Raw genomic sequence first — 24,365 nt, forward strand, 5'->3', positions numbered from 1 at the left:
AAGAATGACCATGACTGAACTGCCCCATATTCGTCCCGACCGCATGGTTTCCGTGCGCGATGTTTTCGGCATCGACACCGACCTGCAGGTCCCTGCTTTCAGCGAAACCGAAGACCATGTGCCGGACATCGATCCGGCCTACCGCTTCAACCAGGACGTGACACTTGCGCTGCTCGCCGGCTTCAGCCGCGACCGCCGCGTGATGGTTCAGGGCCTGCATGGCACCGGCAAGTCCACCCACATCGAGCAGGTGGCGGCGCGGCTGAACTGGCCTTGCGTGCGCGTCAACCTCGACGGCCACATCAGCCGCCTGGACTTGGTAGGCAAGGACGCCGTGGTGCTGCGAGACGGTCAGCAGGTGACCGAGTTTCAGGAAGGCATCGTGCCTTGGGCACTGCAGCGGCCGGTGGCCCTTATTTTTGACGAGTACGACGCAGGGCGCCCCGACGTGATGTTCGTGATCCAGCGGCTACTGGAACGCGACGGGAAATTCACCTTGATGGACCAGAACCGTGTGCTCAAACCGCATCCGTTCTTTCGCCTCTTTGCCACGGCCAACACCGTGGGCCTGGGCAACCTGAGCGGGCTGTACCACGGCGCGCAGCGCCTGAACCATGCCCAGATTGACCGCTGGAACATCTTTGCCTCGCTGAACTACCTGCCGCGCGACGAGGAAGTGGCCATCGTTCAGGCACGTGTGCCGCATTTCGCCGATGACAGGGGCAAAAAATTGATTGAGTCCATGGTCACCGTGGCCGACCTGACACGCAAGGGTTTCACGGCCGGCGACCTTTCCACGCTGATGTCGCCGCGCACTGTCATCACCTGGGCCGAAAACGCAGAAATCTTTCGCGACGCGGCTGTGGCGTTTCGCCTGTCTTTCCTGAACAAGTGCGACGAGGCCGAACGCTCCATCGTGGCCGAATACTTCCAGCGCTGCTTTGACCGGGAACTGGAAGAATCCTACGCGCTTGGCGCTGGTGCTGGCGCGGCCATACCGTGACACCCACGCCTGTCGATGTCCAGGCCGCTTCCAGGCAGCAGCAGCGGGTCGAGGAGTTGTGCGCGGCGTCCATTCGCGCCATCAGCGGTGAAGCTGACCTGCACTTTCGCGGGCGCCGCCTGCACCGGGGCGAGCAGGCGCTGCCGCTGTTTGCTCCGCACCTGAGCCCGTCGCTGGAAACCGATGACTTTGGCTCGTTCCGTGGCGCAGCCGATGGCATGGCACTGCGCCTGGCGCATTCAAACGCCGACTTGCACCAAAACTTGAGCCCGGTGGAGCCATTGGCGCGCATGCTGTTCGAGATACTGGAGCAATTTCGCTGTGAAGCGCTGGCGACACCGGACATGCCGGGCCTGGTCCGAAACCTGAGGCATCGCCATGAGCAGTGGTCGCTGGCCTTTCACCACAGCGGCCTGACCGAATCCACTAGCGGCGTTTTGCTCTACACCGTGGCGCAAATCTGCCGCGCCCGCGTAACCGCCGAGCCGGTGCTGCACGACACCGAGGACTTCATCGAGGCCACGCGCATGAGCCTGGCGCCCAAGCTGGGCCACAACCTGTCGCGGCTGCGGCGCACGCGTTTTGACCAGGAGGCCTACGCGCCACATGCCCTCGCCATTGCCCGCGCTGTCTCCGACATGGTGCACAGCACGCAGGAAGCCGGCGACGATCAGCGCGATACGTCGGAAGAAGACCGCAGCAAACTGCCGCGCAACGCCTTTCAACTCTGGACGGATTTTGACAACGAAGAAGCGGGCGAAGGCATTGCCACGCCAGCCTCTGGCAACAGCCGTGTGCTGGAAGAGTCCGAAGACGGCTACCGCGTGTTTACCATGGCCTATGACCGTGAGGTACGGGCGAGCGAACTGGTGCGCGCGGAGCTGCTGCGCGAATACCGTGAGCGGCTGGACCAGCGCATTGCCGGCCAGGGCATCCATGTGGCGCGCCTAGCGCGGCAACTCAAGGCCCTGCTGGCCGTGCCGACGCGGGACGGCTGGGACGGTGGCCAGGAAGAAGGCTATATCGACGGCCGCCAGCTGGCGCAGCTGGTGGCTTCGCCCACCGAGCGGCGACTGTTTCGCATCGAGCGTCACGAGGCGGTGTCCAATAGCCAAGTGAATTTCTTGATCGACTGCTCGGGCTCGATGCGCGAGCATATCGAGTCGGTAGCGATGATTGTCGACGTGCTGGTGCGCGCGCTGGAGCAGGCCGGCGTCGACAACGAGGTGCTGGGCTTTACCACCGGTGCGTGGAATGGCGGACGCGCCCGGCGTGACTGGCTGCGCGCCGGCCGGCCAGCCAACCCAGGGCGGCTGAACGAAGCCTGCCACATGGTGTTCAAGAACGCCGACACGCCCTGGCGCCGCGCCCGGCCCGACATTGCCGCCCTCCTCAAGGCCGACCTGTTCCGAGAAGGCGTCGACGGCGAAGCCGTGAACTGGGCCTGCCAGCGCATGCAGGGACGCAGCGAGGGGCGCAGGTTGCTGATCGTCATCTCCGACGGTTGTCCCATGGACGGCGCGACCCATCAGGCCAACGACCAGCATTACCTCGACCACCACTTGCGACAGGTGGTGGCGCATTTGGAGCAGAGCGGACAAGCAGAGATTTTTGGTGTGGGCGTGGGGCTGGATTTGAGCCCGTACTACAGCAAAAGCCAGGCGCTGGATTTATCGGCGTCGGTCACCAACGAAGTCTTTCGCGACATTTTCACGCTGATCGCCAGCCAGCGCCGGCGCTGAACACCATGCAACAAGCCACCACGCCGCGCCATGGCTGACTTGTTGACACCCCCGCTGGCACCCTTGCTGCTGGCCTTCAGCTTGTGCGTGGTGTTTGCCGCAGGAATGGTGCGCGGCTTTGCCGGCTTCGGATTTTCGGCTGTCACGGTGGCGGGCATGTCGCTGGTGGTCTCGCCCGCAATGGTGGTGCCAGCGCTGTTCATGCTTGAAATTTTGGCCAGTTTGAGCCAGTTGCGCAGCGTGGCGCGTGACATCGACATGCCGTGGTTCAAGTGGCTGGCGCTGGGCACCTTGCTGGCGACGCCGCTGGGTCTGGTGCTGCTTGCCTGGCTGCCGGAAACCCAATTGCGGCTGCTGATTGGCTTCTTGTTGTTGATGGCTGCCCTGTTGCTGCGCAGCGGTCGCCATGCAGCGCTGACACCGACCGCGCCGATGAAATTTGCGGCTGGATTGGCGTCGGGCTTCATCACTGGCGTGGCGGCGATAGGGGGCATTGCGCTGGCCGTGCTGCTCAGTGCCACTCGCATGGCGCCAGCAGCGCTGCGTGCCACATTGATTGCGCTGATCCTGTTCAGCGACGTGGTGGCGCTGGCCGGCGCCGCGCTAATCCCCTCCTCCGCCTCGGCGACGGGTCATTTGTTTGGCAGTGGAACACTGAAATGGGTACTTTGGCTGGCGCCTGCCATGCTGGCAGGCATCGCCGTCGGTCAACGCTCGTTCAGCGGCGTGTCACAGAAAAAATTCCGCAGCCATGTACTGAACCTTCTGATCGTGCTGGCCGCGTTGAGCTTGGGGCGCTCGCTCTACGCCCTGCTGGGGTGAACGCGTCAGTGGATTCATACACTGGCAAAGATCTTCAATCACATGCAACGCCTTGTCACGGTGCTGGATGATGGCGCAGGTGGGCGCCTTGTGGTCATCGCCATTCCTGTATCGCGAGCGACAGGCGAAATGCGCGCTGCACTTGCCGTTCATGCGTTTACCACTCAGGCCTGCTGGTGGGTTGCACTCAGGAGGACCTGGCCGATGCGGTCGATTTCCCGGATAAGCATGTCCAGGTCGGCCCGGGTGGTGCGGTGGTTGGTGATATTCACCCGAATGGCGTTGCGGCCGTGCACAATGGTCGTGGAAGGTGCGGCCAGCCCCTGAATTTGTAGCTGCACCACGATCTCGTCATTGAGGCGGTCCACCGCCGGCTCTTCCTTTCCCGAGGCAAGGTAGCGAAAGCAACAAATATTCATGGCCACGGGCGCCACCATGGTCATGCAGGAATGGGCATCAACCAGCGTCTTCAGGTACGCCGCCTGCGCACAGTTCTGTGCGATCAGTGAGCCCAGCTTGTCAGTGCCGTGTTCAGCCAGTTGCGTCCAGATTTTGAGTGCCCGAAAGCCGCGCGAAAGCTCTGGACCGTATTCGACAGGCCAGGAGTTGCCCGCTGCCAGACCGCGTTCAGCGCCTTTGAGGTATTCGGGGCGTTCGGAAAATGCACGGCGATGCAGCTCCTCCGAGCGCATCAAAATAAAGCCCGCGTCGTAATTGACATGCAGCCACTTGTGGAAATCAAAGGCCAGAGAATCGGCCCGTTTGATGCCCGTCAATCTGGGACGCAACTGTTCGCACAGCACGCCCAAGGCACCAAACGCACCGTCAATGTGCAGCCACAGCTTTTCGTCCTCTGCAATATCAGCCAGTGTTTCCAGGTCATCGATGGCACCCACATTCACGGCCCCCGCAGTACCCACAATGACGAAGGGCGTAAGGCCTGCAGCGCGATCTTGTGAAATCGCCGCTTGCAGCACAGAAGTGTCGATTTCGAAGTTTTCATTGACCGCAATTTTGCGCAATGCGTCCGAGCCCAGTCCCAGAATGTCAAAGGCGCGGGCAACGCAGGAATGGGTTTGCGCCGAGGTGTAGCCCACCAGTTGGCCCAATGCTGTTTTTTGCAGTCCGGTTTTGCGGCTGGTGAAGTCAAAGCAGCGATCACGCGCCGCTTTCAAGGCGACGATGGTGGCAATGGATGTGCCGCTGACAATCAAACCGCTCGATGTTTCGGGGAATTGAAACATCTCTCGGCACCAGTTCACCACCTGCTTTTCCACATACATCGCGCCATGGTCGCGGCCGCCAAGATTGGCATTGATGGCGGCAGCGGTGATGTCGGCCAGCAGGTTTCCCGGCGTGCCCGAACCATGGACCCAGCCGAAGAAGCGCGGATGGGTATTGCCGACACCGTAGGGCAACAATGCCGTCAAATGGGACTGGATGGCTTCAGGACCAATGCCTTTGCTGGGCAAAGGTGCTTGGTAATCGGCTTGAATATCCGGTGGCAGCGGCGTCCAGACCGGGCCTTCGCTGTAGCCCTCCATACGGCCAATAGAGGCGTCGAGCAAGCGGTGGGCCTGGGCACGAAAGGCGTTCCAGTCAGCGGGGTCCAGCGTTTGTTCCAACGGAACGCTTGCGTATTGCGAAGAATTCATGGCTTGTCTTTCGCCTGTTCGCCGACCGGTTGGGCAGCTGCGATCGTGGTGGCGATTTGTACAATCTGACCGATCAACTGGCAGTCCTCTGGGGTCAACGACAGCGGCGTGCGCAGGTCAAGCAATTGGCGGAGCACCGCTTGGGACTGCGGCATCGGCGCTTGCTCGGGCAGGTAGTGCCAGTGTCCAAAATGGCTGGTGAACGCGGTAGGAACGGTCAAGCCGAACCACTTGACGTAAAGGCCACGGGCTTCGCATTCGCGCAAGAAGTGCTGAATTTGCGAGGCCGACAAATCAAGGGAAAACTGGATGGAACTGGGCACAAAGTCTTCGCGTTCATCGCGCACCGGCAGTGAAACATGGGGCACACTCGCGAACGCATGGGCCAAGTCACCATACATGCGACGCCAGCGCGCACCGCGTTCGGGCAGCAGCGCCAGTTGGGGGCGAAGCAACGCGGCTGCCAGATTGGACATGCGCATGCTGAAGTTGGGTGTGACATAGCGCCAGCGTTCGAACACCTCGAGCTCTGGGCGCAGGATATGCTGGTCGTACATCATGTAGCAGCCCGACATCAGGATCGCCTGGGCGGCGATGTCGTCGTCGTCGGTAACCAGCAGACCGCCTTCGCCAGAGTTGATGTGTTTGTAGGTCTGGCTGCTAAAGCAACCAATGTGGCCAAAAGTCCCGGTGTGCTGACCGTCCCAGCGCGCACCCATGGTGTGGGCGCAGTCCTCCACCAGCGCGATGCCATGGCGGTCGCAGATCTCGCGCACCGCGCGCAGATCGGTGATATGACCCCGCATGTGCGAGAGCAGAAAAACCTTGGCACTACTGGTGGCCGCCTTGCGTTCCAGGTCCGACAGGTCGGTGGTGTAGTCGTCACGCGTCTCGACCAGCACCGCCAATGCAGCCGCGTGGGCGATGGCGCCTGGCACGGGGGCCAGTGTGAAGCTGCTGGTCAGCACCTTGTCACCTGGTTTGACGCCAAGTGACTTTAGAGCGAGAAACATGGCAGCGCCGCAAGAGTTCACGGCCACGCAGTATTTGCTGCCCACATAGGCCGCATATTCCTGCTCCAGCAACGAGGGATCGGGCGTGCCAGCCCCCTGTTCTCCATAACGGTGCAGCCTGCCGCTGCGCATGAGTGCCACAGCCTGTTCAATGGCCGTCTCAGGGATGGGCTCGGACTGGCTCAGGTCTTTGCCGAACCAGAGGCCGTCTGCGGCGCGGGGGGGGGGGTTGGTGCTGTTCATGTCAGTGCTGGTGGCCTTGCAGCGTGCCCAGTTCAAACTGTTCTTCGGGAAAATATTTCTTCAGTCGAATGTCCCCCGTGCGCGCGTGGCCCTCCATGCCTTCCAGCCGCGAGATGCGGGCGGCCACTTGGCCCACATCGCGGCTGGCGGCGCGGTTCAGGCGCTGGTAAGTCACGGTCTTAATGAACTTGCCTACGCTCAAACCGCCGGAATACCGCGCTGCGCCGCGCGTGGGCAGGATGTGGTTGGGGCCTGCGCACTTGTCGCCATAGGCCACGGTGGTTTCTTCGCCAAGGAACAGCGAGCCGTAGTTGGTCAGGCGGTCCAGCCACCAGTCCAGGTCGTCTGCCAGCACCTGCAGGTGTTCGGGCGCATAGCGGTCGCTGATCTCGCATATTTCTTCGCGGCTGGAGGCCCAGACCACCTCGCCGTAATCGCGCCATGCTGCCGTGGCTGCCGAACGAGCCGGCTCTGGCAGGGCGGCAATGACACGCGGCATGATCTCGATCACTTTGTGGCCCAGCTCACGCGACGTGGTGTACAGCCACACAGGCGAGTCCGGTCCGTGCTCGGCCTGGCCGGCCAGGTCGGCAGCCACGATTTCTGCATCGGCATTGTGATCGGCAATCACGGCCGATTCGGTGGGGCCTGCCACCACATCAATGCCAATACTGCCAAACAGAGTGCGCTTGGCTTCGGCCACAAAGCGGTTGCCCGGGCCCACAATGATGTCGGCAGGCTGGGCTGCGTACAGCCCATAGGCCATGGCTGCAATGCCTTGCACGCCGCCCAGCGCCAGCACGGTGTGTGCACCGCAGAGCTGCATGGTGTAGAGGATGGCGGGGTTCATGCCGGCTTCTTTGTGAGCCGGGGACGTAGCGATGATATTGGGCACGCCAGCCACCTTGGCCGTACAGACGCTCATGATGGCCGAGGCGGCATGGGCGTACCGTCCTCCGGGCACATAGCAGCCTGCGGTGTTAGCCGGGATGAGCTTTTGTCCGGCCACCAGGCCACTCATCAACTCCACTTCAAACTCGCTCAGCGATCCACGTTGGCGCCGGGCGAAATCACGTACACGGGTGTGCGCAAAAGTGATGTCGTCGCGCACACCTTGTGGAACGGCTTTGGCTGCCGCGGCGAAGTCGCTTTCGTCGAGCACGATCTTGCCGTTGTAACCATCCAGATCGCGTGCATAGCGCTCCACGGCTTCTCGCCCTTCGCGCTTGATTTCAGCCAGCATACGCTGAACGGTCTCGCCGGTGGCTGTATTAATTGTCTCGACAGGCGGGGTGGCTTTCTTCAGGTATTCGGTGCTCATGGAGTGCCTTGGTGGTGGTGTTGAGGAATGTTGCTGATGCTAGGCCTGCACCTTCTTTGGTGTTAGATCCATAATCACATTTGTTTGGTGCCAGAATTCAATTTCAATCGAATCGATCACAAGGAAAATTCATGCGCCCAGCGCAAGACATTGCGGATATATGGGCCGGCCTCTTGCCCCGCTTCGCAGGTAGCAGCGCCACACTGCAAGGGCGAATCAAGGAAATGATGGTCCACAGTATCCTGACGGGGCTGATCCCTGCCGCTGCAGCCATTCCTCCCAGCCGTTCGCTCGCAGTAGCGTTGGGTGTGTCGCGCAACACGGTCACGCTCGCTTTGCAGATGCTGGTAGACAAAGGCTTTCTGGTGGCGCGCGAGCGCAGTGGCCTCTTCGTCAATCCTGAAATTGTCATGGGGCAGGCGCGCCAAGCACACGTCCCTGGCGGCGTTGTTGACCCGCTGTCCTGGGCAAGCCGCTTGAAAAGCGATGTCGCCAGTCAGCGCAACATTGCCAAGCCGACCCACTGGCAGGACTTTGCTTATCCCTTTGTATATGGGCAGTTCGATGCCAGCCTCATGCCTTTGGCCGACTGGCGTGCGTGCTCTCAACAGTCCTTGCTGACGCCAGCGGTCAGGACATGGTCCCAAGACCATGTGGACCGAGATCACGAAGGTCTGGTGAGCCAGATCCAGCATCGCTTGCTGCCTGCGCGCGGTATCGTGGCCCAGCGTGACGAGATCCTGGTAACTGCCGGCGCGCAAATGGCTTGTTTTTTGCTCGCCCAAGTGCTCATCGGGCATAAGACGGTGGTGGGCATGGAGGACCCGGGTTACGCTGATGCGCGTAATAATTTTGAAGCACGCAGTTCGCGTGTAACGCCGCTGGCCGTAGACGAACAGGGGTTGGTGCCGTCTCGCAAATTGGGCCAGTGCGATTACGTCTATGTGACGCCCAGCCACCAATGTCCCACCAGTGTGACGATGCCGCTGGCGCGCCGCCAGGTTCTACTGGATTTGGCGCGAAAGAAAAATGTGGTGCTGTTTGAAGACGACCATGAGAGCGAGCTCAATTTTTCAGGGCGCCCACTGCCTGCACTCAAAAGCATGGATACCGAGGGGCGAGTGATCTACCTGGGCAGCCTGTCCAAAACATTGGCCCATGGCCTGCGACTGGGCTTCATCGTGGCGCCTGCGGAATTGATTCGCGAACTGCGGGCGGTGCGCCGGTTGATGATGCGACATGTGCCCTCTAACAATGCCCACATTGCCAGCTTGTTCATAGCGCAAGGGCACCACGATGCATTTATTCGCAAGTTGAATGTCACCTACCGGGACCGGCGCCTGGTGTTGCTCACGGCCATGCAGCGCTGGATGCCGGACTGTTTTATAAGCAAAGCCCAGGGAGGATCAGGCGCATGGGTTCAGGGACCGGCTGGTTTTGATTCGCTGGCGGTGACACGGCAGGCACAGGCACGCGGTGTGCTGATTGAATCAGGGCAGGTGTTTTTCGCGCAGCCCAACGTTGCAAGCCGTCGATTCTTTCGCATGGGTTACTCGGCGATTGGCAGTGCTGCTATTGAAGCGGGCGTACGTGAACTGTGCGAAGCGCGAAAGCAGGCAGGCGTTTAGCCCTTTATCAACAGAGAATCTCGCCCTTGGCATTGCCTTTTGAGAGCGTCGAATGCAACCAGAATCAACTGGCCCTGATGACCCTTGGCGCACAATTCGTTCTTTGATTTTTTCGACTTACAACAGCTTTAGGATTTTCTGACATGGCCCAACCGCTCCAAGGCGCAATGTGGAAACAGCTGCTGCAACACAGTGCGCGTGAAAACCTTACCTTGCAAGGTCAAATCCGGGAAATGCTGGTTTCTGCGATTCTGGACGCACAGCTCAAACCAGGCACGCCAGTACCCTCCAGCCGCGAGCTGGCCATCGAGTTGGGCGTGGGACGCATCACCGTCGTGCTCGCTTATCAACAACTCGTGGACGACGGCTATCTGGTCTCGCGCGAACGCAAAGGCCACTTCGTGTGCTCAGCCTTGCTGGGTGAACGTGTCCAGGCCCGCAACCCAGCCGACAGTGAACAGCGCGCCCCTTCCATCACCTGGGCGCAACGCCTGCACCAGCGACCCAGTGCGCAGCGCAGCATTGTCAAACCTGCGAACTGGCAGAAAAGCGCCTACCCGTTTCTCTATGGCCAGTTTGATGAATCCCTGTTTCCCACCGCTGCCTGGCGTGAGTGCTGCCTCAAGGCACTCAGCGTGCTTGACATACGTGATTGGGCACCCGATCAGATCACTCGCGACGACGAATCTTTGGTAGAGCAAATATGCACCCGTGTGTTGCCCCGACGTGGCGTCTGGGCCACTGCAGACCAGCTCATGATCACAGTGGGTGCGCAGCATGCGCTTTACATGGTGGCTGACCTGTTGATGCGCGAACGCACAAAGGTCGGCATTGAAGACCCTTGCTACCCCGATGCACGCAATATCTTCAGTCGACGCACCAAACAAATTGTGCCTTTGCCTGTGGACGACAATGGCCTGATCGGTGGCTGTCAAGGAAGTTGTCGCCTAAAGTGAAGTGAGTCAGGCCGCTTTTTGCGCGTGTTGAGGCTCCTTGATTTGTGTGGTTTCTGGGTTGAGGTGAACGACATCGACATGCGCCCACTGGCGGGCCTGCCCTGACCAGCGTTGAGGATTTTCCTGGCGGGCCCGTTTATAGACGAGCGCGCGCTGCTCAAGCAGAGCCCGGTCCAGGCCGGCATGGCGCTGCGCCGGTGTCACAAAGCTGATGGCGCCGTGGCGATGCTTGTGGTTGTACCAGTGCGCCAACTCCGTGACCCAGCGCCGCGCGGCCAGCAGGTTTTCAAACGGCTTGACGGGCAACTGGGGGCGGTACTTCAGCGTTCTGAAGGCCGATTCGACATAGGGATTGTCATTGCTCACGGACGGCCGGCTGCGCGTGTGGGCCACGCCCAGGCGCTGCATCGTGGCGAGCATGGTTTCGCCTTTCATGGGCGCGCCATTGTCCGAATGCACCGTCAGCTGGCCTGGAGCGATGTCCTGGCGCGTGCAGATGTCGCGCAACAACTGGCCGGCCAGCTCGGCACTCTCGCAGTCAAACACCTGCCAGCCAACGATCTTGCGGCTGAATAAGTCCTCGAACAGGTACAGGTAAAAGTGCTGGCCGCGCACCTGGGTTGGTAAATAGGTGATGTCCCAGCAAAACACCTGATCAGGCCCGGTCGCGGCCAGGGCGCGCGGGCGGCTGCGCTTTTGCGCTGCACGCTCCGATCGTCGGTGGGCCAGCTGGCCCTCTTGGCGCAGCAGGCGGTACATCGTGGACTCCGAGGCCACATAGACGCCTGTGTCCGCCAGGCGAGGCACGATTTGACTCGGCGGCAAGTCCTTGAATGCTTCGCTGCTGAGCGCGGCCATCACGGCTTGGCGCTCTTCTTCACGCAGCTTGTTCGGTGGGCACACGTAGCGCCGCTTGCCCGAAGGGCGCTGGTCCCCCTCGGCCGCCTGCGTGCGCTGCCAGCGCTGCACGCTGCGGCAGGACAGGCCGATCTGGCGGCAAGCCGGTTGCAAACGCGCCCCGTCGGCGCAGGCTTGGGTTATCAGACAAAGCAACTTTTGGCGCTGCTGGACGGACGTCATTTGTCCGCGCCCTCCAGCAGCGCCTGGAAGTTTTTTTGCAACACCAGCAGTGCCGCCACTTCGGCGAGCGCTTTTTCCTTGCGCCGCAATTCACGCTGGAGCTGTTCGTGCTGACGCTGCAACTCGCGAAAAGCGCCGCTCGCCTCGCGTGCGGCAGCCGGCACAGCCGGCGTGCAAAACTCCTGGTGCCACTGCGCCAGCTGATGCTCGAACACGCCATGCTCGCGGCACCAGCCGGCCCGGGCCATGTCGTCCAGTGCATAGCTCTGCTGCAGCGCCATCAAACGCTGTGCGGGCATCCAGGCAGACGCCGGGCCGTCCAGTGCAGCAGTTGCAGCGGGCACCGGGTAGGCTATCGTGGCGGTTTTCTTGCTTGCGCTTTGCAGCCACTTCCTGAGCGTGCCGGCGGACATGTTGAGCTCGCCGGCAACGCTGATAACGGAACGCGTGCCGCGATGCCTGGCTTTGAGCAGTGCCTGCTCTTTGAATTCGGGAGAGTGATGTGAATGCGGTGTTCTGGTCATGAAATGTCGCTGCCGGGCAGTTAGCCATTGAAAAATTGGACGCGACAACAATTCTGACACCCGGGGTGATTGTGGACGACAGGCTGCGCGATCTCGACTACCTTTACACCACACCCAGCCACCAGTGTCCGACCGGCGTGACCATGCCCCTGCACCGACGCGAGGAACTGCTGCGTCTGGCCGATGCATCAGACCTGGTCATTATTGAAGACGATTTTGAAAGCGAGAACAATTTCGCAGGCAATCCGATTCCAGCGCTCAAAAGCCTGGACCGCAACGACCGCGTGATCTACATCGGCAGCCTTTCGAAAAGCATGGCACCGGGCCTGCGCGTTGGCTACATCGTGGCAGCGCCCGAACTGATCACCGAACTCCGTGCGCTGCGGCGCCTCATGATCCGCCACCCGTCATCGTTCATACAGCGCAGCCTCTCGCTGTTCATCTCGCTGGGCTATAACGATGCACACCTCAAACGTCTGGCGCAAGCGCAAAAGGAGCGCGGAGCCCTGATGCTTGACGCCTTGGCGCGCCATATCCCTCAGTGCACGGTGACGCCGTTCAATGGCGGCGGCTCCTGCTGGGTGCAACTTCCCAATAATGTGTCAGCCACCGAGCTTGCTGAACGTGCTGCAGAATGCGGTGTTTTGATCGAACAGGGCGATATATTTTTTCAGGCCGAACATCCCGCAGGCAACTTTGTCAGACTGGGTTTTCAGTCGATCAATGCACGCGTAATCGATAAAGGCATCGCAACCCTGGCGGCTGTGATCGACGCCCTTCAAAAACGCTGTCCGCCAACATTGACAAGCTTGAAAGTCTGTTGAAGTGACTGGTTTTAATCAATATCCCATCAGCGAGGGCAGCCAGAGCGAAATTTGCGGCACATAGGCAATGATGAACGTCGCAATGGTGGTCACAAGCACGAAGGGCAACACCTTGACGATGATCTTTTCCACAGGCTCCCCGCCAATGCCAGAGGCGACGAACAAATTCTCCCCCAGTGGCGGCGTCATGAAGCCGATCGACAAGGTGCAGATCACGACGATGCCCACATGGGTCGGGTCGGCGCCGGTCATGTACATCACTGGCAGCAGCACCGGCACGAGAATCAGGATGGCCGCCAGCGTTTCCATGAACATGCCCACAAAGAGCAGGAACACGATCACCAGCGCCCAGATGATGTAGGGGTTGGATGTCATGTTGAGCATCGCCTCGGCAATATCGCTGGGGATGCGCTGCTCCACCAACAGCCGCCCGAACGCCGTGGCAGTGAACAGGATCAACAACACACGCCCGGTGATCCAGGTGGTGGTGCGCAGCGCCGTCTTGATCGCCTTCCAGCGCATCTCGCGATGCACGAAACAACCAACGAACAGCGTGTAGAAGATCGCAACGATGGCGGACTCGGTCGGCGTGAAAATGCCTGCGTAAATACCACCCAGAATAATCACGGGAGCCAAAATGGACCAGACGCCCCGTTTGAGCGCAGCGCGGAGTTCACCGCCCGACCAGTTATCCGACAGGCCGCGATAACCGCTCTTCTTCGAAATAAAGTAGTTCATCAGCAGCAGGCTGCCCGCCATCAAGAATCCGGGCATCACGCCAGCGACAAACAGCTTGGGGATGGACAAAGAAGCGAACGTGCCGAACTTTTCCACCGCTTCGGGCGGCGGGGCCATCCCCAGCGCAGCGATGCCAAAAATCACCATCGGGATTGAGGGCGGAATGATAATGCCCAGCCCTCCCGACGCGGCAGTTACCGCCGAGGCGTAAGCGCGGTCATAGTTGCGCTTGGTCATTGCAGGAATCATCAACATGCCTACCGCTGCGGTAGTCGCCGGGCCCGAGCCGGAAATGGCTCCGAAAAACAGGCATGCCAGCACCGTGGCAACACCCAGGCCACCGGTAATGGGACCGGCCATTGCTTCAGCGATGTCGACCAGGCGCCGTGAAATGCCAGCGGCTTCCATCAACGCGCCAGCCAGCACGAAAGCAGGCAAAGCCATTAGCGGAAAGCTGCCAACCGAATTGAACGCGATCTGCACCAATGCAATCGGGTCCTTGTCGAGCACCATATAGGCGGCCATGGCGGCACCACCCAGCGCCACCGTGATCGGTGCGCCCAGAAGCAGGAGCAGCATAAAGCCGCCAAACAAAATCTCAGGTAAGTACATTTCCATGGTGTTGTCTCCGGTGCGCGTTCAGCTTGTGGCCCGCGCGTCATTGTTCTTCTGCATTTTCTTGATCCCGGCCGTTTCCGGATCCAGCAACTCCTCGCCTTTGACGACGCGCAGGTAAATAGTCCACAGCACGCGGATCGACATGAGGGTGAAAGCAATCGGCAAAATCATGTAGATGTATTTCATCGGCACACCCAGCGTCTGCGACTTCCAGAACAGGTTCATGCGGTTGAACACGAAGTCATAGCTGAGCCAGACGAAATACATGTTGAAGGCGACCCAGAGAAGATCGCCCACAGTCAGCAGCGTCGTGGCCAGCCACTTGGGCATGAACTGAAAATGCACCGTGACCCGGTTGTGCGCCGACATCTTGGCCGCTACCACGGCGCCAAGATAGGCAAACCAGACGAACATATAGGTGGACAGCTCCTCTGACCAGGCGAGCGAGTGGTTGAACACTTGGCGCGAGACGATTTGCGCGAACAGCAGGACCACAAACAGTGCAAGCAACCACTCGCACAGCAGTGTCTCGATATCGTTTAACCAGGCCAGCGAGTTGCGCAGGAGCGTCATGGCATTTTCCTCAACAAACAGCGCGCAAAGAGCGCCAGGGCAGGCGCGTTCATGACGTGCACTGCAACACAAATTCATAAAAAAAAGCAGCCACACCGGGTGGCCGCTGCTCTCAAGCTATCAACGTCCCAAAGTTTTCAGAACTTTGTCGAGCTTGTCTTTGCCGCCAATGCTTTTATAGAACTGCGGCCACACTGTCGTCGTGGCCTTGGCAATCCACTCCTTTTCGCTATCGGCCGGGTCGGTGATCTGCATGCCCTTGGCTGTCAGCTCTTTCTTGATTTTGTCTTCGGTCTCAGCCAGCCACTTGTAGCTGTGTTCGGTGGCTTCGGCACCGGCATCCAGAATCGCTTTCTGCACATCGGCTGGCTGCTTCTTGAACAAGCCCTCGCCGACGATGATGGGTTCGAGCGAGAACACATAGCGGATGTTGGTGATGTACTTCTGCACTTCGTTGAATTTCATCGAACTCACCGTGATGTACGGGTTGTCCTGGCCATCGACCACGCCTTGCTGCAAAGCAGTGAACGTTTCTGACCATGCCATGGGCGTCGGATTGATACCCCATGCCTGGTAGGAGGCGATCATGATTTCATTCTTGGGCACACGGATCTTCAGGCCCTTGAGATCCGCCAGGGTCTTCACCGGCTTCTTCGAGTTGGTCAATACACGAAAACCAGTGAAGGTCCAGCCGACAATACGCACACCCGCATCGCGTACGGTGTTGGCAGTGAGTTCCTTGCCGACATCGCCAGTCACCAGCTTCTTGGCTTCTTCAGCGCTCTGGATCACATAAGGCAGTGTGAGCACACCCACGGTAGGAGAAAACGGCGTCACGTTGTTGATCGCCAAAACGGAAAAGTCCAGCGTGCCCATCGAAGCGCTGTTGATGGTGGTTTCTTCGCTGCCGAGCTGGCCATTGGGGAACAGGTCGATCTTGTGCTTGCCAGCGGTCTTGGCTTCAAAGGACGACTTGAACTTGTTGGCCATTTCCCATTGGGCGCTGCCCTGGGCATCGCCCACGGCGACCTTGAACGTGGTGGCCAACGCACTGCCACCCACTAAGACGAAAGAGGCTGCCAGTAACGATACCAGGGTGGTGGTTTTGAATTTCATGAAAATCTCCAAAGATGATTAAGGCAAAAAAACCGTCGACTTGATGCCGATCTTGATAACGCAAGAATCAGACCAAATTTTGGAGATTGCGCTCCGCTTCGGTCCAACTTAAAACTGTGCTGAACGATAAATGCGGACTAACTCAAGCGGCCAGTGCCGGACGGTCTTTGCGGTAGGCGTTCTTCACCAGAATCTTGCCATCCTTGAAGGTGAATACATCGACCATGCGGGCCTCAATGCGCGAGCCGTCGGCCTTGGTACCCTTGAAGGTGCATTCCGACACGCCCCGATCGCCCACAACGAAGTGTTCGCCATCAAGCCAGGCGGCGTCGGGGAAGTTGGTCCAGGCAGCCTTGAATCCGTCGCTGACTTCAGCACGGCCACTGAAAGTGCGACCCAGCAAATCCGGGCCCGCCACGGCATGAAACAAGCAGTCGTCGTGCATGAAGCTCATCAGGGCGTCAAGGTCGTGACGATTCCAGGCGTCTGCAAAGGCGGCGAGGGTTTGCGGTGTGATGGTCATTTGTGGCGCTGTCATCTTGTCTCCTGCGGTTTGTGTCAAGGTCTTCGCATGTCGCGACATCGGGATTCGACGTTTGTCGCCAGTGCAACCTGTTTGCGAGCGGACTGTATTGTTGAAGCCAAACCACTTCGGGCTGTAGAACCAGCCTCGCAGAATCGTTAGAGCCAAGCACATGGGTTAACCCTAAACAGTCTTTTTTTGGGTTATTCGCGAAGCCATTGCTGGTTCCATGGAATGGTTGCAACTGGTCCTAACCAGAGTTCGCCTCTCCTGCCTATCCTACGCTTCGGTGTGGTCAAAAGAACATGATTTTCAAGACCTGCACGCTGTCGTGCCACCAACTCTTGCCGACAGCCCTGCGCACTCGCTACAAACTCCGGAGACAATTCATGAACTCGACAACAAATGGCGGCCACCTGATGCGGCCCTATGAACCCACCTACGATCCGCTGGTGAACGCCACGCCCGGCCAAGGCACCGGATATGCGCCCAGCTACTGGGTCGCCTCGGCGGGCAGCCCGCCACCGGACGATGGTCCGATCCGCAGCGACGTCGATGCTGACGTGGTCGTGATCGGCTCGGGATCCACCGGCATGTCCACCGCGCTTTACCTGGCACGTGAACACGGCATTGTCGCGACCGTGCTCGAAGCGGCACAGACCTCGTGGGGCTGCTCCAGCCGCAGCGGCGGCCAGGGGCAGAATGCCAATGGCCGCCTGAGTCGTTCGCAGTGGATCGAGCGCTGGGGCCTGGAAGTGGCCAAGCGGCTTGACACCGAAGTGCGCACCGGCTTTGAAAACTTCAAGGTGCTGACTAAAGAAATCGAGTGCGAGGCCTTTGACGGCGGCCACCTCTACATGGCGCACCGCCCGAAAAAACTCGACTACCTGCGCGAGATGATGCGCGTGCGCAACGAGGTGTTTGGCTACAAGACGCGCATGCTGACGCCGCAGGAAGTGCGCGAACAACACTGCGACGAGCGCGAGCACTTGGGCGCCATGTTTGAAGAAGAAGGCGTGGGAATCCACCCCTTGAAATTCACCTTCGGCTTGATCCGCAAAGCGCGTGAGCTGGGTGTGAAAGTGCACCCAGCCAGCCCGGTACAAGGCTGGAAAACGGTCAACGGCGTGCATCACCTGCAAACGCCCGGCGGTGTCGTGCGTGCCAAGCGTGTGGTGGTGTGTACCGGCGGCTATACCGGGCAAAACCTCACACCCACGTTAAAAAACAAAATCCTGCCCATCCTCTCCAATTCGGTGGTGACGCGCCCCTTGACTGACGCCGAGATGGCGGCATGCCAGTTCCACTCCAAGACCTTCATGACGGACACCCGCACCTTGCGCTTTTATTACCGTCTGCTCGAAGGCAACCGTCTGCAGCTGGGCAGCCGCAGCTCGATCACAGGCGCCGATGCCGAAGACCCGGTGCATTTGAAGTTGCTCACCGACGCGATCGCGCGGAAATTCCCCCCGCTGGCCGGCATCCAGATTGACCACTCGTGGTGGGGCTGGGTCGACGTGAGCCACGACATGATGCCGCGAATTGCCCGCCCGGACCCGAAAGAGACCGTATGGCACGCGCTAGGCTATGGCGGCAACGGTGTCGCCGCATCCACCTGGGCGGGAAAGCGAATTGCCGAGCGCGTTGCAGGCAAGGACGCTGGCCGCGAGGTGTTCAACCTGCCGATCTACAACTCGCCACTTGAATACCCGAATGTCTTGAACATGGTGCGTTCGGAAGCTTTCGCGCCTTTTCGCCGCTTCGGCCAGTTTTTCCTCTACAAGTGGTACTGGCTGCGCGACGAAAAAATCTGAACGTGCATTTCACAAGGCAAAGACACCTGCATGTCCAAAACACTCAGGTGATCTGCTTCCAGCGCAACGAGGGCCAACACGACACCCCATGACGAGGCGCCATCGTCTAACGACGACTATTGAGGAGTTCTGGATTTTTCCAGTGTTGTCTCGGTTCGCGGCAAACAAACCTTTTGCTCTGGTTATGTAGCCGTAAACGCGTGACTTTTTCTATTTTTTGGCCAAGCTCAAAATACCCCATGCGCTGTAGTGCGGTCAATCAAACGGTCAGCATGGACCAATGCATTGCGGATTGCCGGGCTGTCATTGGCCATCAAGCGCCTGGAGTCAAACGTTTACTGTCTCGTGGTGGGGCAGGCGGAACCGCGACAAACCCCACTCCAGCACCGTCCGGCACAACGCACGACAATCAATTTCATGAAAGACCTCCACACCATTTCCCTGTCCATGCTCGATCTGGTCTCGGTCCGCGAAGGCGGCTCGGTGGCCGATGCGCTGGCGATTGCCTTGCGCACAGCGCAGCATGCCGAGCAGCTCGGCTTTGTCCGTTACTGGCTGGCTGAACACCACAACATGCCGGGCATTGCCAGCTCGGCCACTGCCGTGCTGGTAGGCCACATTGCCGGCGGCACGCACACGATTCGCGTTGGCTCGGGCGGCGTCATGTTGCCCAACCATGCACCGCTGGTGGTGGCTGAGGCTTTTGGCACGCTGGCCGAGCTGTACCCGGACCGCATCGACCTGGGCCTGGGCCGTGCGCCTGGCACGGACCAGGCCACCATGCGGGCGCTGCGGCGCGAACGCACCGAGACGGCAGATGATTTTCCGCAGGACGTGGCCGAGCTGCAGAGGCTGCTGGGACCAGTCCAACCCGGCCAGCGCCTGATCGCCATGCCCGGGGCCGGCACCAATGTGCCGATCTGGCTGTTGGGTTCGAGCCTGTTTTCAGCGCAACTGGCTGCCGAGCGTGGCCTGCCTTATGCGTTTGCCTCGCATTTCGCGCCACGCATGCTGCTGCAGGCAATTGCCCTGTACCGCCAGCACTTCCGCCCGTCGTCCACACTGGCCAAGCCTTACGTGGCAATTGGCGTGCCGCTGATCGCCGCCCCCACCGACGAGGAAGCAGATTACCTGGCCAGCAGCACCTATCAGCGCGTGCTCGGCATCCTGACGGGCGAGCGGCGCGGCCTGCTGCCGCCGACGGCCAATTTCCTGTCCCAGCGGCATCCGCAGGAGCGCGCAGCCATCAGCGATTTTCTGGCCGCCGCCGTGATTGGCGGCCCCGACACGGTGCATGAAGGACTGAGCGCACTGGCCGAGGCCACGAACGCCGACGAGTTCATGCTGGTTTGCGACATCTACGATCCGGCTTTGCGGCTGCGCTCGCTGGACATTGCCGCTGCCGCGCTGCAGGCCCAAACGGCCTGACTTTCAACCAAGGTTTTCAAGGCGTCGTGCAGTGTTGCTATTTAATAAATAGCTGCTCGCGCATACCCACTGTGCGCAAGCGGCCTGTTTGATGCTTGACTGACTGAAAAAGCTCTCTTCAGTGCGCACCGGCCGCTGCGTCGGCACTGCCCGCGCCTGCGTGTGTCGGCCGCGTCAGATAGATCAGCGGAATCAAGAGCAAAAAGATCAGCGCTGACGCATAAAACACGTCGTTGGCGGCCAGCATGTAAGCCTGCTGATCAACCAGCCGGTTGATGGCGCCCAGCGCCTGCTCGGCTGACAGCCCGGCGCTGGCCAGACCGGAAAGTGCAGTGTTGGCAGCCACGCTGCCCGGGTTGACATACTCGCTGAGTTGCGAATGGTGCATGGCGGCACGGTTTTGCCAGACCGTGGTGGCAATCGAGGTGCCGAACGAGCCGGCCAGGATACGCACGAAGTTGGACAGCCCCGAAGCGGCAGGAATCCTGTCATACGGCAGGCCCGACAGCGTGATGGTCACCAGTGGAATGAAAAAGCAGGCCATCGCCACACCCTGGATAACGGTCGGAATCAAGATGGTGCCCATGTCGGCCTGGGTGTTGAAGTTCGAGCGCATCCACAGCACCAGCGCAAACACGGCGAACGCCACGGTGGCAAAGTGGCGCGGGTCGGTCTTGCCGATGTTCTTGCCAACCAGCGGTGACAGCAGCAAGGCCAACACCCCGACAGGCGCCAAGACCATGCCGGCCTGCGTGGCGGTGTAGCCCATGTATTGCTGCAGCCACAGCGGCAGCAGCACCACATTGCCGAAAAACAGGCCATAACCGACGGAAAGCGCGAGCGCACCGGCCCAGAAGTTGCGCCTTTTGAACAGGCTGAGGTCCACAATCGGATGCTCTTCAGTCAGCTCCCAGATCACAAAGGCGATCAGCCCGACCAGCGCCACAATACCCAGCGCAATGACTTGGCCAGAATGAAACCAGTCCAGTTCCTTGCCCTTGTCGAGCATGATCTGCAGTGCGCCGACCCAGATCACCAGCAGCGCCAGACCAATCGAGTCGATAGGCAGCTTGCGGGTCTGGCTTTCCCGGTTTCGGAAAATGCTCCAGGTGATGAAGGCCGCGCCAAAACCCACGGGAATGTTGATGTAGAAAATCCACGGCCACGAAATGTTGTCGGTGATCCAGCCGCCCAGCAATGGCCCCATGACCGGCGCGACCAGCGTGGTCATGGACCACAGCGCCATCGCCGTCCCGGCCAGCGCTTTCGGATAACTGGACAGGAGCAGCGCCTGCGACAGCGGAATCATCGGACCGGCCACCAGCCCCTGCAACACGCGGAAAAAAATCAGCGTGGTCATGTTCGGCGCCAGTCCGCACAGCCAGGACATGATCACGAACAGGATGATGCTGGTGGTAAAAAGCCGAACCTGGCCAAAACGCTGCGACAACCAGCCGGTCAGCGGCACGGCAATCGCGTTGGCCACACCAAAACTGGTGATCACCCAGGTGCCCTGGGTCGGGCTGACGCCCAGGTCACCCGCAATGGCCGGCAGCGACACATTGGCAATCGACGTGTCGAGCACATTCATGAAGGTGGCGGCCGACAGCGCCAGCGTGCCCCACATGCGGGCCGAGCCACTCAGCGGCGGCGGCGGAAGGAAATCGGATGCGGAGGGGGTTGCAGTCGCCATGAAAGCCTTGACGGAACGTTATGAAAAACAGTCTGATCAATGTGGCAGCGCAGCCTGTCCGCCGGCAAGTGACGAAGAAACCAACGCTTTGCCGTCGGTGTTGACCGTCTTGCCCGTCTTGACGGACCGTCCGGAATTCGCGGCAATCACGCGCCTGACTTCCTCGTCGCCGGCATCGTCTTGCATGGCAAACGCCTGAGTGTGCGACTGGGCGGCATCGCGTGGCGCATCGGCCAGCGCCTTGCCTTCCTTGTTGCTGATATCGACTTCGGCCTCCATCGACAGGCCCACCCGCAGGGGATGTTGGGCAAGTTGGGCTGGTTCCAATGCGATGCGCACCGGCACGCGCTGGACCACCTTGATCCAGTTGCCCGTGGCGTTTTGCGCTGGCAGCAGCGAAAACGCCGCACCGGTGCCCACGCCCAGGCCGGCCACGGTGCCGCGGTAGTCCACCTTCTTGCCGTACAGGTCGGCCACCAGCGTCACCGGCTGCCCGATGCGGATATCGCGCAACTGCACTTCCTTGAAGTTGGCATCCACCCAGACCTCGTTCAGCGGAATCACCGCCATCAGCGGCATGCCGGCAGCCACCCGCTGGCCCAACTGCACCGTGCGCTTGGCGACATAGCCATCGACCGGCGCGCTCAGGGCGGTGCGCTGGGAAGCCAGAAATGCCTCGCGCACCTTGGCCGCCGCCACCAGCACCGCGGGATGCTGCTCGATGGCCGTGCCGTCGGTCAGCGCCTGGTTGCTGGCAAGCTGTTCGCGTGCGGCCACGACGCCGGCCTGCGCAGCCGCCAGCGCGCTTTTTGCATTGGCCAGTTGCGTTTGCGCATGACCGAGTTCTTCTTTGGACACCGCGCCATTGCCGGCGAGCGACTGGCGGCGCGCCAGGTCGTCGGCGGCGCGCGCGATGTCGCTGTTGGCCTTGCTCACCTCGGCATTGCGCAACGTGATCTGCGCGCTCAGCGGGCCGTTGTTGGCATACACCGTGCGCGCCTGGCGCACCGCCTGGGCCAGTGCGGCTTCGGCCTGGTCCAGTGCCACGCGGGCATCGGCCGGGTCGAGCTGCACCAGCGGCTGGCCGGCCTTGACAAAGTCAGTGTCGTCGGCCATCAGCCCCACGACAGTGCCGCCGATTTGCGGTGTGATCTGGATGATGTTGCCCTGGACATAGGCGTTGTCGGTCGATTCGTAATGGCTGGCCACCAGGTATTCATAAGCCGCCCAGCCCAGGCCGGCGACGACCACGATGCTGGCAAGCGCCGTCAGCGCCTTCTTGCGCTTGGGATTGCCCCCGGGCCGTTGGACGGGCGCGTCCGGGCTGGGGGAAGCGGAGTTGGCCGGGTTAGCGGAAGAAGCAGGAACTTGGGGTGCGTTCATGGTGTCGTTCAATGTGTGTTGGAAATGGCTTGCGCGGCTGCAGCGCTGTTCAGAAACGGTTGGCCAAAGTTGTTTTATTGGTCAGACAGGCTGTTTGCGCTTTAGGGACGGGCACTGACAGCTATGATTTTTGAATTCTCTTGCGCGGCGGGCACTGACTTGGACGCATAACCGCCACCCAGCGCGCGAATCAGCGCGACTTGCGTATCGAGCGCCCTGCCCGCCAGGTCAACACCCAGCCGGCGCTGGGCCAGCACACTGGTTTCGGCCGTCAGCACATTCAGGTAATTGCCGAGCCCGGCCTTGTAACGCTGCACGGCGATGTCGTAGGCACTTTCGGCCGCATCCTGCGCCGCGTGCTGTTCGGCCTGCTGACGGCTGATGGCTTGGGAAGACGCCACCTGGTCGGCAACATCGCGCACCGCGTCGACCACAGCGGCGTTGTAGCTTTCGACGGCAGCATCCAGATCAGCCGTTTTGCCGCGCAGGCTGGCGCGCAGCCGGCCAGCCTCGAAAATCGGCAGGCGTATGGCCGGACCGACGCCCCATTGCTGGCTGCCCGAGTTCAGCAGATTGCCCAGGCCAATACTGGAAAAACCGGCAAAAGCGACCAGGTTGATGTTTGGGTAAAACTGGGTTTTGGCATTTGCCACATCGCTCGACGACGCTTCGACGCGCCAGCGCGCAGCGGCAATGTCGGCGCGGCGGCCCAGCAGGTCAGCGGGAATCACCGCTGCAAGCACTACATTTTTAATAGCTGATTGTGCTGATGGAATAAGCGCAGAAGCAGTATTTGATTGACCCGTCAGTGCATTGAGCGCGTTGCGTGTCAGCGCCATCTGTTCCTGAATGACCTCCAGTTGCAGGCGCGCTTCGGGCAGGCCGCCTTCGCTCTGGCGCAACTCCAGCCGCGTGTCGAGGCCGGCATTGACGCGGTCAGTGACCAGTTGGAGGGTTTGTTCGCGCTGCGCCAGCGTGCGGCGCGCCACGGCGGACTGCTCGTTCAACCGCACCAGCTGAAAGTAGCTTCGGGCGACCTGGCTGGCCAGCAGCACGCGGGCCGCCTGGGCATCGGCCTCGGCCGCATTGGCGCTGCCCAGTGCGGCATCGAGCGCCGCCCGGTTCTTGCCGAAAAAGTCAAGCTCCCAGCTGGCAGCCAGCTGCGCTGTTCCGCTGTCACGGATCGAACCGGCCAGCGGCGGGGGCACTGCGCCGTTGGCGGTGTAGCGCTGGCGCGTCAGATCGAGTTGGCCATTGACTTGCGGCAGCATGGCGGCATTAGCCACTTCCGTGACGGCTTGCGCACGCGCCAGACGGGCTTGCGCCAGCTTCAAATTCGGGCTGGCTTCAAGCGATCGGGCGACCAGGGTGTTCAACGTTTCATCGCCAAAGTCGCGCCACCATTCAGTCGCCACCGTTGTCTGCGGCTGGGCTTGGGCAACCATCGTTCCCAGACCGAGCGACGCGGCATCCCGCAGGCTCGCCTGCGGCGCAATGCCCGACATGTCGGCGCACCCCACCATGCCAGTGGCAATCAAGCCGGCCGCCACCACGCTGGCCGCAGACACCAGCGCCATGCGCACCGAGGCGCGCCACACGGGCAAGGCAGCCCCGCCGGGGGTGCACGCCAGTTCGGTGCAAGCCTGTGCGCGTTCTTCGTCACAGAAA

The 24,365-nt window shown here is 60.7% G+C and carries 18 protein-coding genes and 2 pseudogenes; 8 read left to right on the forward strand and 12 right to left on the reverse strand.

Annotation, left to right across the window (positions count from 1 at the left end; all coding sequences use genetic code 11):
- The first annotated feature begins 10 nt into the window (after positions 1-10).
- Genes IWX87_RS10745 through IWX87_RS10755 form a run of 3 tightly spaced genes read left to right on the forward strand, consistent with a single transcriptional unit; the run spans position 11 to position 3,567 of the window.
- Positions 11-1,003: an AAA family ATPase gene (locus tag IWX87_RS10745; RefSeq protein ID WP_196863522.1), complete on the forward strand. Its 993-nt coding sequence runs from the start codon at positions 11-13 to the stop codon at positions 1,001-1,003.
- Positions 1,000-2,745 (forward strand): cobalt chelatase, encoded by a 1,746-nt coding sequence (locus IWX87_RS10750; RefSeq protein WP_196863523.1) that lies wholly within the window; start codon positions 1,000-1,002, stop codon positions 2,743-2,745. Before IWX87_RS10745 ends, IWX87_RS10750 begins: the two co-directional genes overlap by 4 nt.
- 30 nt (positions 2,746-2,775) lie before the next feature.
- On the forward strand, positions 2,776-3,567 hold the full coding sequence (locus tag IWX87_RS10755) for a sulfite exporter TauE/SafE family protein (RefSeq protein ID WP_196863524.1): 792 nt from the start codon (positions 2,776-2,778) through the stop codon (positions 3,565-3,567).
- Positions 3,568-3,731: 164 nt separating this feature from the next.
- Here the strand turns inward: IWX87_RS10755 and IWX87_RS10760 are convergent, their stop codons facing one another.
- Genes IWX87_RS10760 through hisD form a run of 3 tightly spaced genes read right to left on the reverse strand, consistent with a single transcriptional unit; the run spans position 3,732 to position 7,799 of the window.
- A complete protein-coding gene (locus IWX87_RS10760; protein ID WP_231374736.1) occupies positions 3,732-5,222 on the reverse strand; it encodes a pyridoxal-dependent decarboxylase in 1,491 nt (496 codons plus the stop codon).
- The gene (locus IWX87_RS10765; protein WP_196863525.1) at positions 5,219-6,478 is read right to left on the reverse strand and encodes a DegT/DnrJ/EryC1/StrS aminotransferase family protein; all 1,260 of its coding nucleotides are present in this window, start codon (positions 6,476-6,478) and stop codon (positions 5,219-5,221) included. Before IWX87_RS10765 ends, IWX87_RS10760 begins: the two co-directional genes overlap by 4 nt.
- A gap of 1 nt (position 6,479) precedes the next feature.
- On the reverse strand, positions 6,480-7,799 hold the full coding sequence (gene hisD / locus IWX87_RS10770; RefSeq protein WP_196863526.1) for a histidinol dehydrogenase: 1,320 nt from the start codon (positions 7,797-7,799) through the stop codon (positions 6,480-6,482).
- A 131-nt stretch (positions 7,800-7,930) separates the two neighbouring features.
- Here hisD and IWX87_RS10775 point away from each other — a divergent pair, with 131 nt between their 5' ends.
- Together IWX87_RS10775 and IWX87_RS10780 are read left to right on the forward strand one after the other, a co-directional pair.
- Positions 7,931-9,427 (forward strand): PLP-dependent aminotransferase family protein, encoded by a 1,497-nt coding sequence (locus tag IWX87_RS10775; RefSeq protein ID WP_196863527.1) that lies wholly within the window; start codon positions 7,931-7,933, stop codon positions 9,425-9,427.
- 143 nt (positions 9,428-9,570) lie between these two features.
- Positions 9,571-10,347: pseudogene (locus IWX87_RS10780) on the forward strand (GntR family transcriptional regulator); the annotation flags it as partial.
- A 42-nt stretch (positions 10,348-10,389) separates the two neighbouring features.
- Here IWX87_RS10780 and IWX87_RS10785 read toward each other — a convergent pair.
- On the reverse strand, positions 10,390-11,463 hold the full coding sequence (locus IWX87_RS10785) for an IS3 family transposase (protein WP_196863528.1): 1,074 nt from the start codon (positions 11,461-11,463) through the stop codon (positions 10,390-10,392).
- Positions 11,460-11,987, reverse strand: coding sequence for a transposase (locus tag IWX87_RS10790; protein WP_196863529.1), 528 nt, complete (start codon positions 11,985-11,987; stop codon positions 11,460-11,462). Before IWX87_RS10790 ends, IWX87_RS10785 begins: the two co-directional genes overlap by 4 nt.
- A gap of 62 nt (positions 11,988-12,049) precedes the next feature.
- Between IWX87_RS10790 and IWX87_RS10795 the strand changes: the two are divergent.
- A pseudogene (locus IWX87_RS10795) lies at positions 12,050-12,811 on the forward strand (PLP-dependent aminotransferase family protein); the annotation flags it as partial.
- A 15-nt stretch (positions 12,812-12,826) separates the two neighbouring features.
- On the opposite strand, the gene IWX87_RS10800 reads toward IWX87_RS10795, so the two are convergent.
- The 4 genes from IWX87_RS10800 to IWX87_RS10815 all read right to left on the reverse strand — a co-directional run bounded on the left by IWX87_RS10800 (position 12,827) and on the right by IWX87_RS10815 (position 16,394).
- Positions 12,827-14,167, reverse strand: a complete 1,341-nt coding sequence (locus tag IWX87_RS10800; RefSeq protein WP_196863530.1) for a TRAP transporter large permease — start codon at positions 14,165-14,167, stop codon at positions 12,827-12,829.
- A gap of 21 nt (positions 14,168-14,188) precedes the next feature.
- Positions 14,189-14,740 carry a TRAP transporter small permease gene (locus IWX87_RS10805; protein ID WP_196863531.1) on the reverse strand — a complete coding sequence of 184 codons (552 nt, stop codon included), beginning with the start codon at positions 14,738-14,740 and terminating at the stop codon, positions 14,189-14,191.
- A gap of 120 nt (positions 14,741-14,860) precedes the next feature.
- Positions 14,861-15,856, reverse strand: coding sequence for a TRAP transporter substrate-binding protein (locus IWX87_RS10810; RefSeq protein ID WP_196863532.1), 996 nt, complete (start codon positions 15,854-15,856; stop codon positions 14,861-14,863).
- A gap of 142 nt (positions 15,857-15,998) precedes the next feature.
- Complete coding sequence (locus tag IWX87_RS10815; RefSeq protein WP_196863533.1) at positions 15,999-16,394, reverse strand: nuclear transport factor 2 family protein; 396 nt, start codon at positions 16,392-16,394, stop codon at positions 15,999-16,001.
- Positions 16,395-16,768: 374 nt separating this feature from the next.
- On the opposite strand from IWX87_RS10815, the gene IWX87_RS10820 reads away from it, so the two are divergent.
- Together IWX87_RS10820 and IWX87_RS10825 are read left to right on the forward strand one after the other, a co-directional pair.
- The gene (locus tag IWX87_RS10820) at positions 16,769-18,193 is read left to right on the forward strand and encodes an FAD-binding oxidoreductase (protein WP_196863534.1); all 1,425 of its coding nucleotides are present in this window, start codon (positions 16,769-16,771) and stop codon (positions 18,191-18,193) included.
- Between the two features lie 417 nt (positions 18,194-18,610).
- Positions 18,611-19,621 carry an LLM class flavin-dependent oxidoreductase gene (locus IWX87_RS10825; protein ID WP_196863535.1) on the forward strand — a complete coding sequence of 337 codons (1,011 nt, stop codon included), beginning with the start codon at positions 18,611-18,613 and terminating at the stop codon, positions 19,619-19,621.
- Positions 19,622-19,739: 118 nt separating this feature from the next.
- Here the strand turns inward: IWX87_RS10825 and IWX87_RS10830 are convergent, their stop codons facing one another.
- From IWX87_RS10830 to IWX87_RS10840, 3 genes are all read right to left on the reverse strand, one after another.
- Complete coding sequence (locus tag IWX87_RS10830; protein ID WP_196863536.1) at positions 19,740-21,314, reverse strand: DHA2 family efflux MFS transporter permease subunit; 1,575 nt, start codon at positions 21,312-21,314, stop codon at positions 19,740-19,742.
- A gap of 36 nt (positions 21,315-21,350) precedes the next feature.
- A complete protein-coding gene (locus IWX87_RS10835) occupies positions 21,351-22,697 on the reverse strand; it encodes an HlyD family efflux transporter periplasmic adaptor subunit (RefSeq protein ID WP_196863537.1) in 1,347 nt (448 codons plus the stop codon).
- Between the two features lie 101 nt (positions 22,698-22,798).
- Entirely contained in the window at positions 22,799-24,274 is a 1,476-nt protein-coding gene (locus IWX87_RS10840; RefSeq protein ID WP_196863643.1) for an efflux transporter outer membrane subunit, read from the reverse strand.
- Positions 24,275-24,365 lie beyond the last annotated feature (91 nt).

Origin of the sequence: Polaromonas sp. CG_9.7, assembly GCF_015752205.1 — a bacterium.
In the GTDB taxonomy this organism is placed as follows: Bacteria; Pseudomonadota; Gammaproteobacteria; order Burkholderiales; family Burkholderiaceae_C; genus Polaromonas.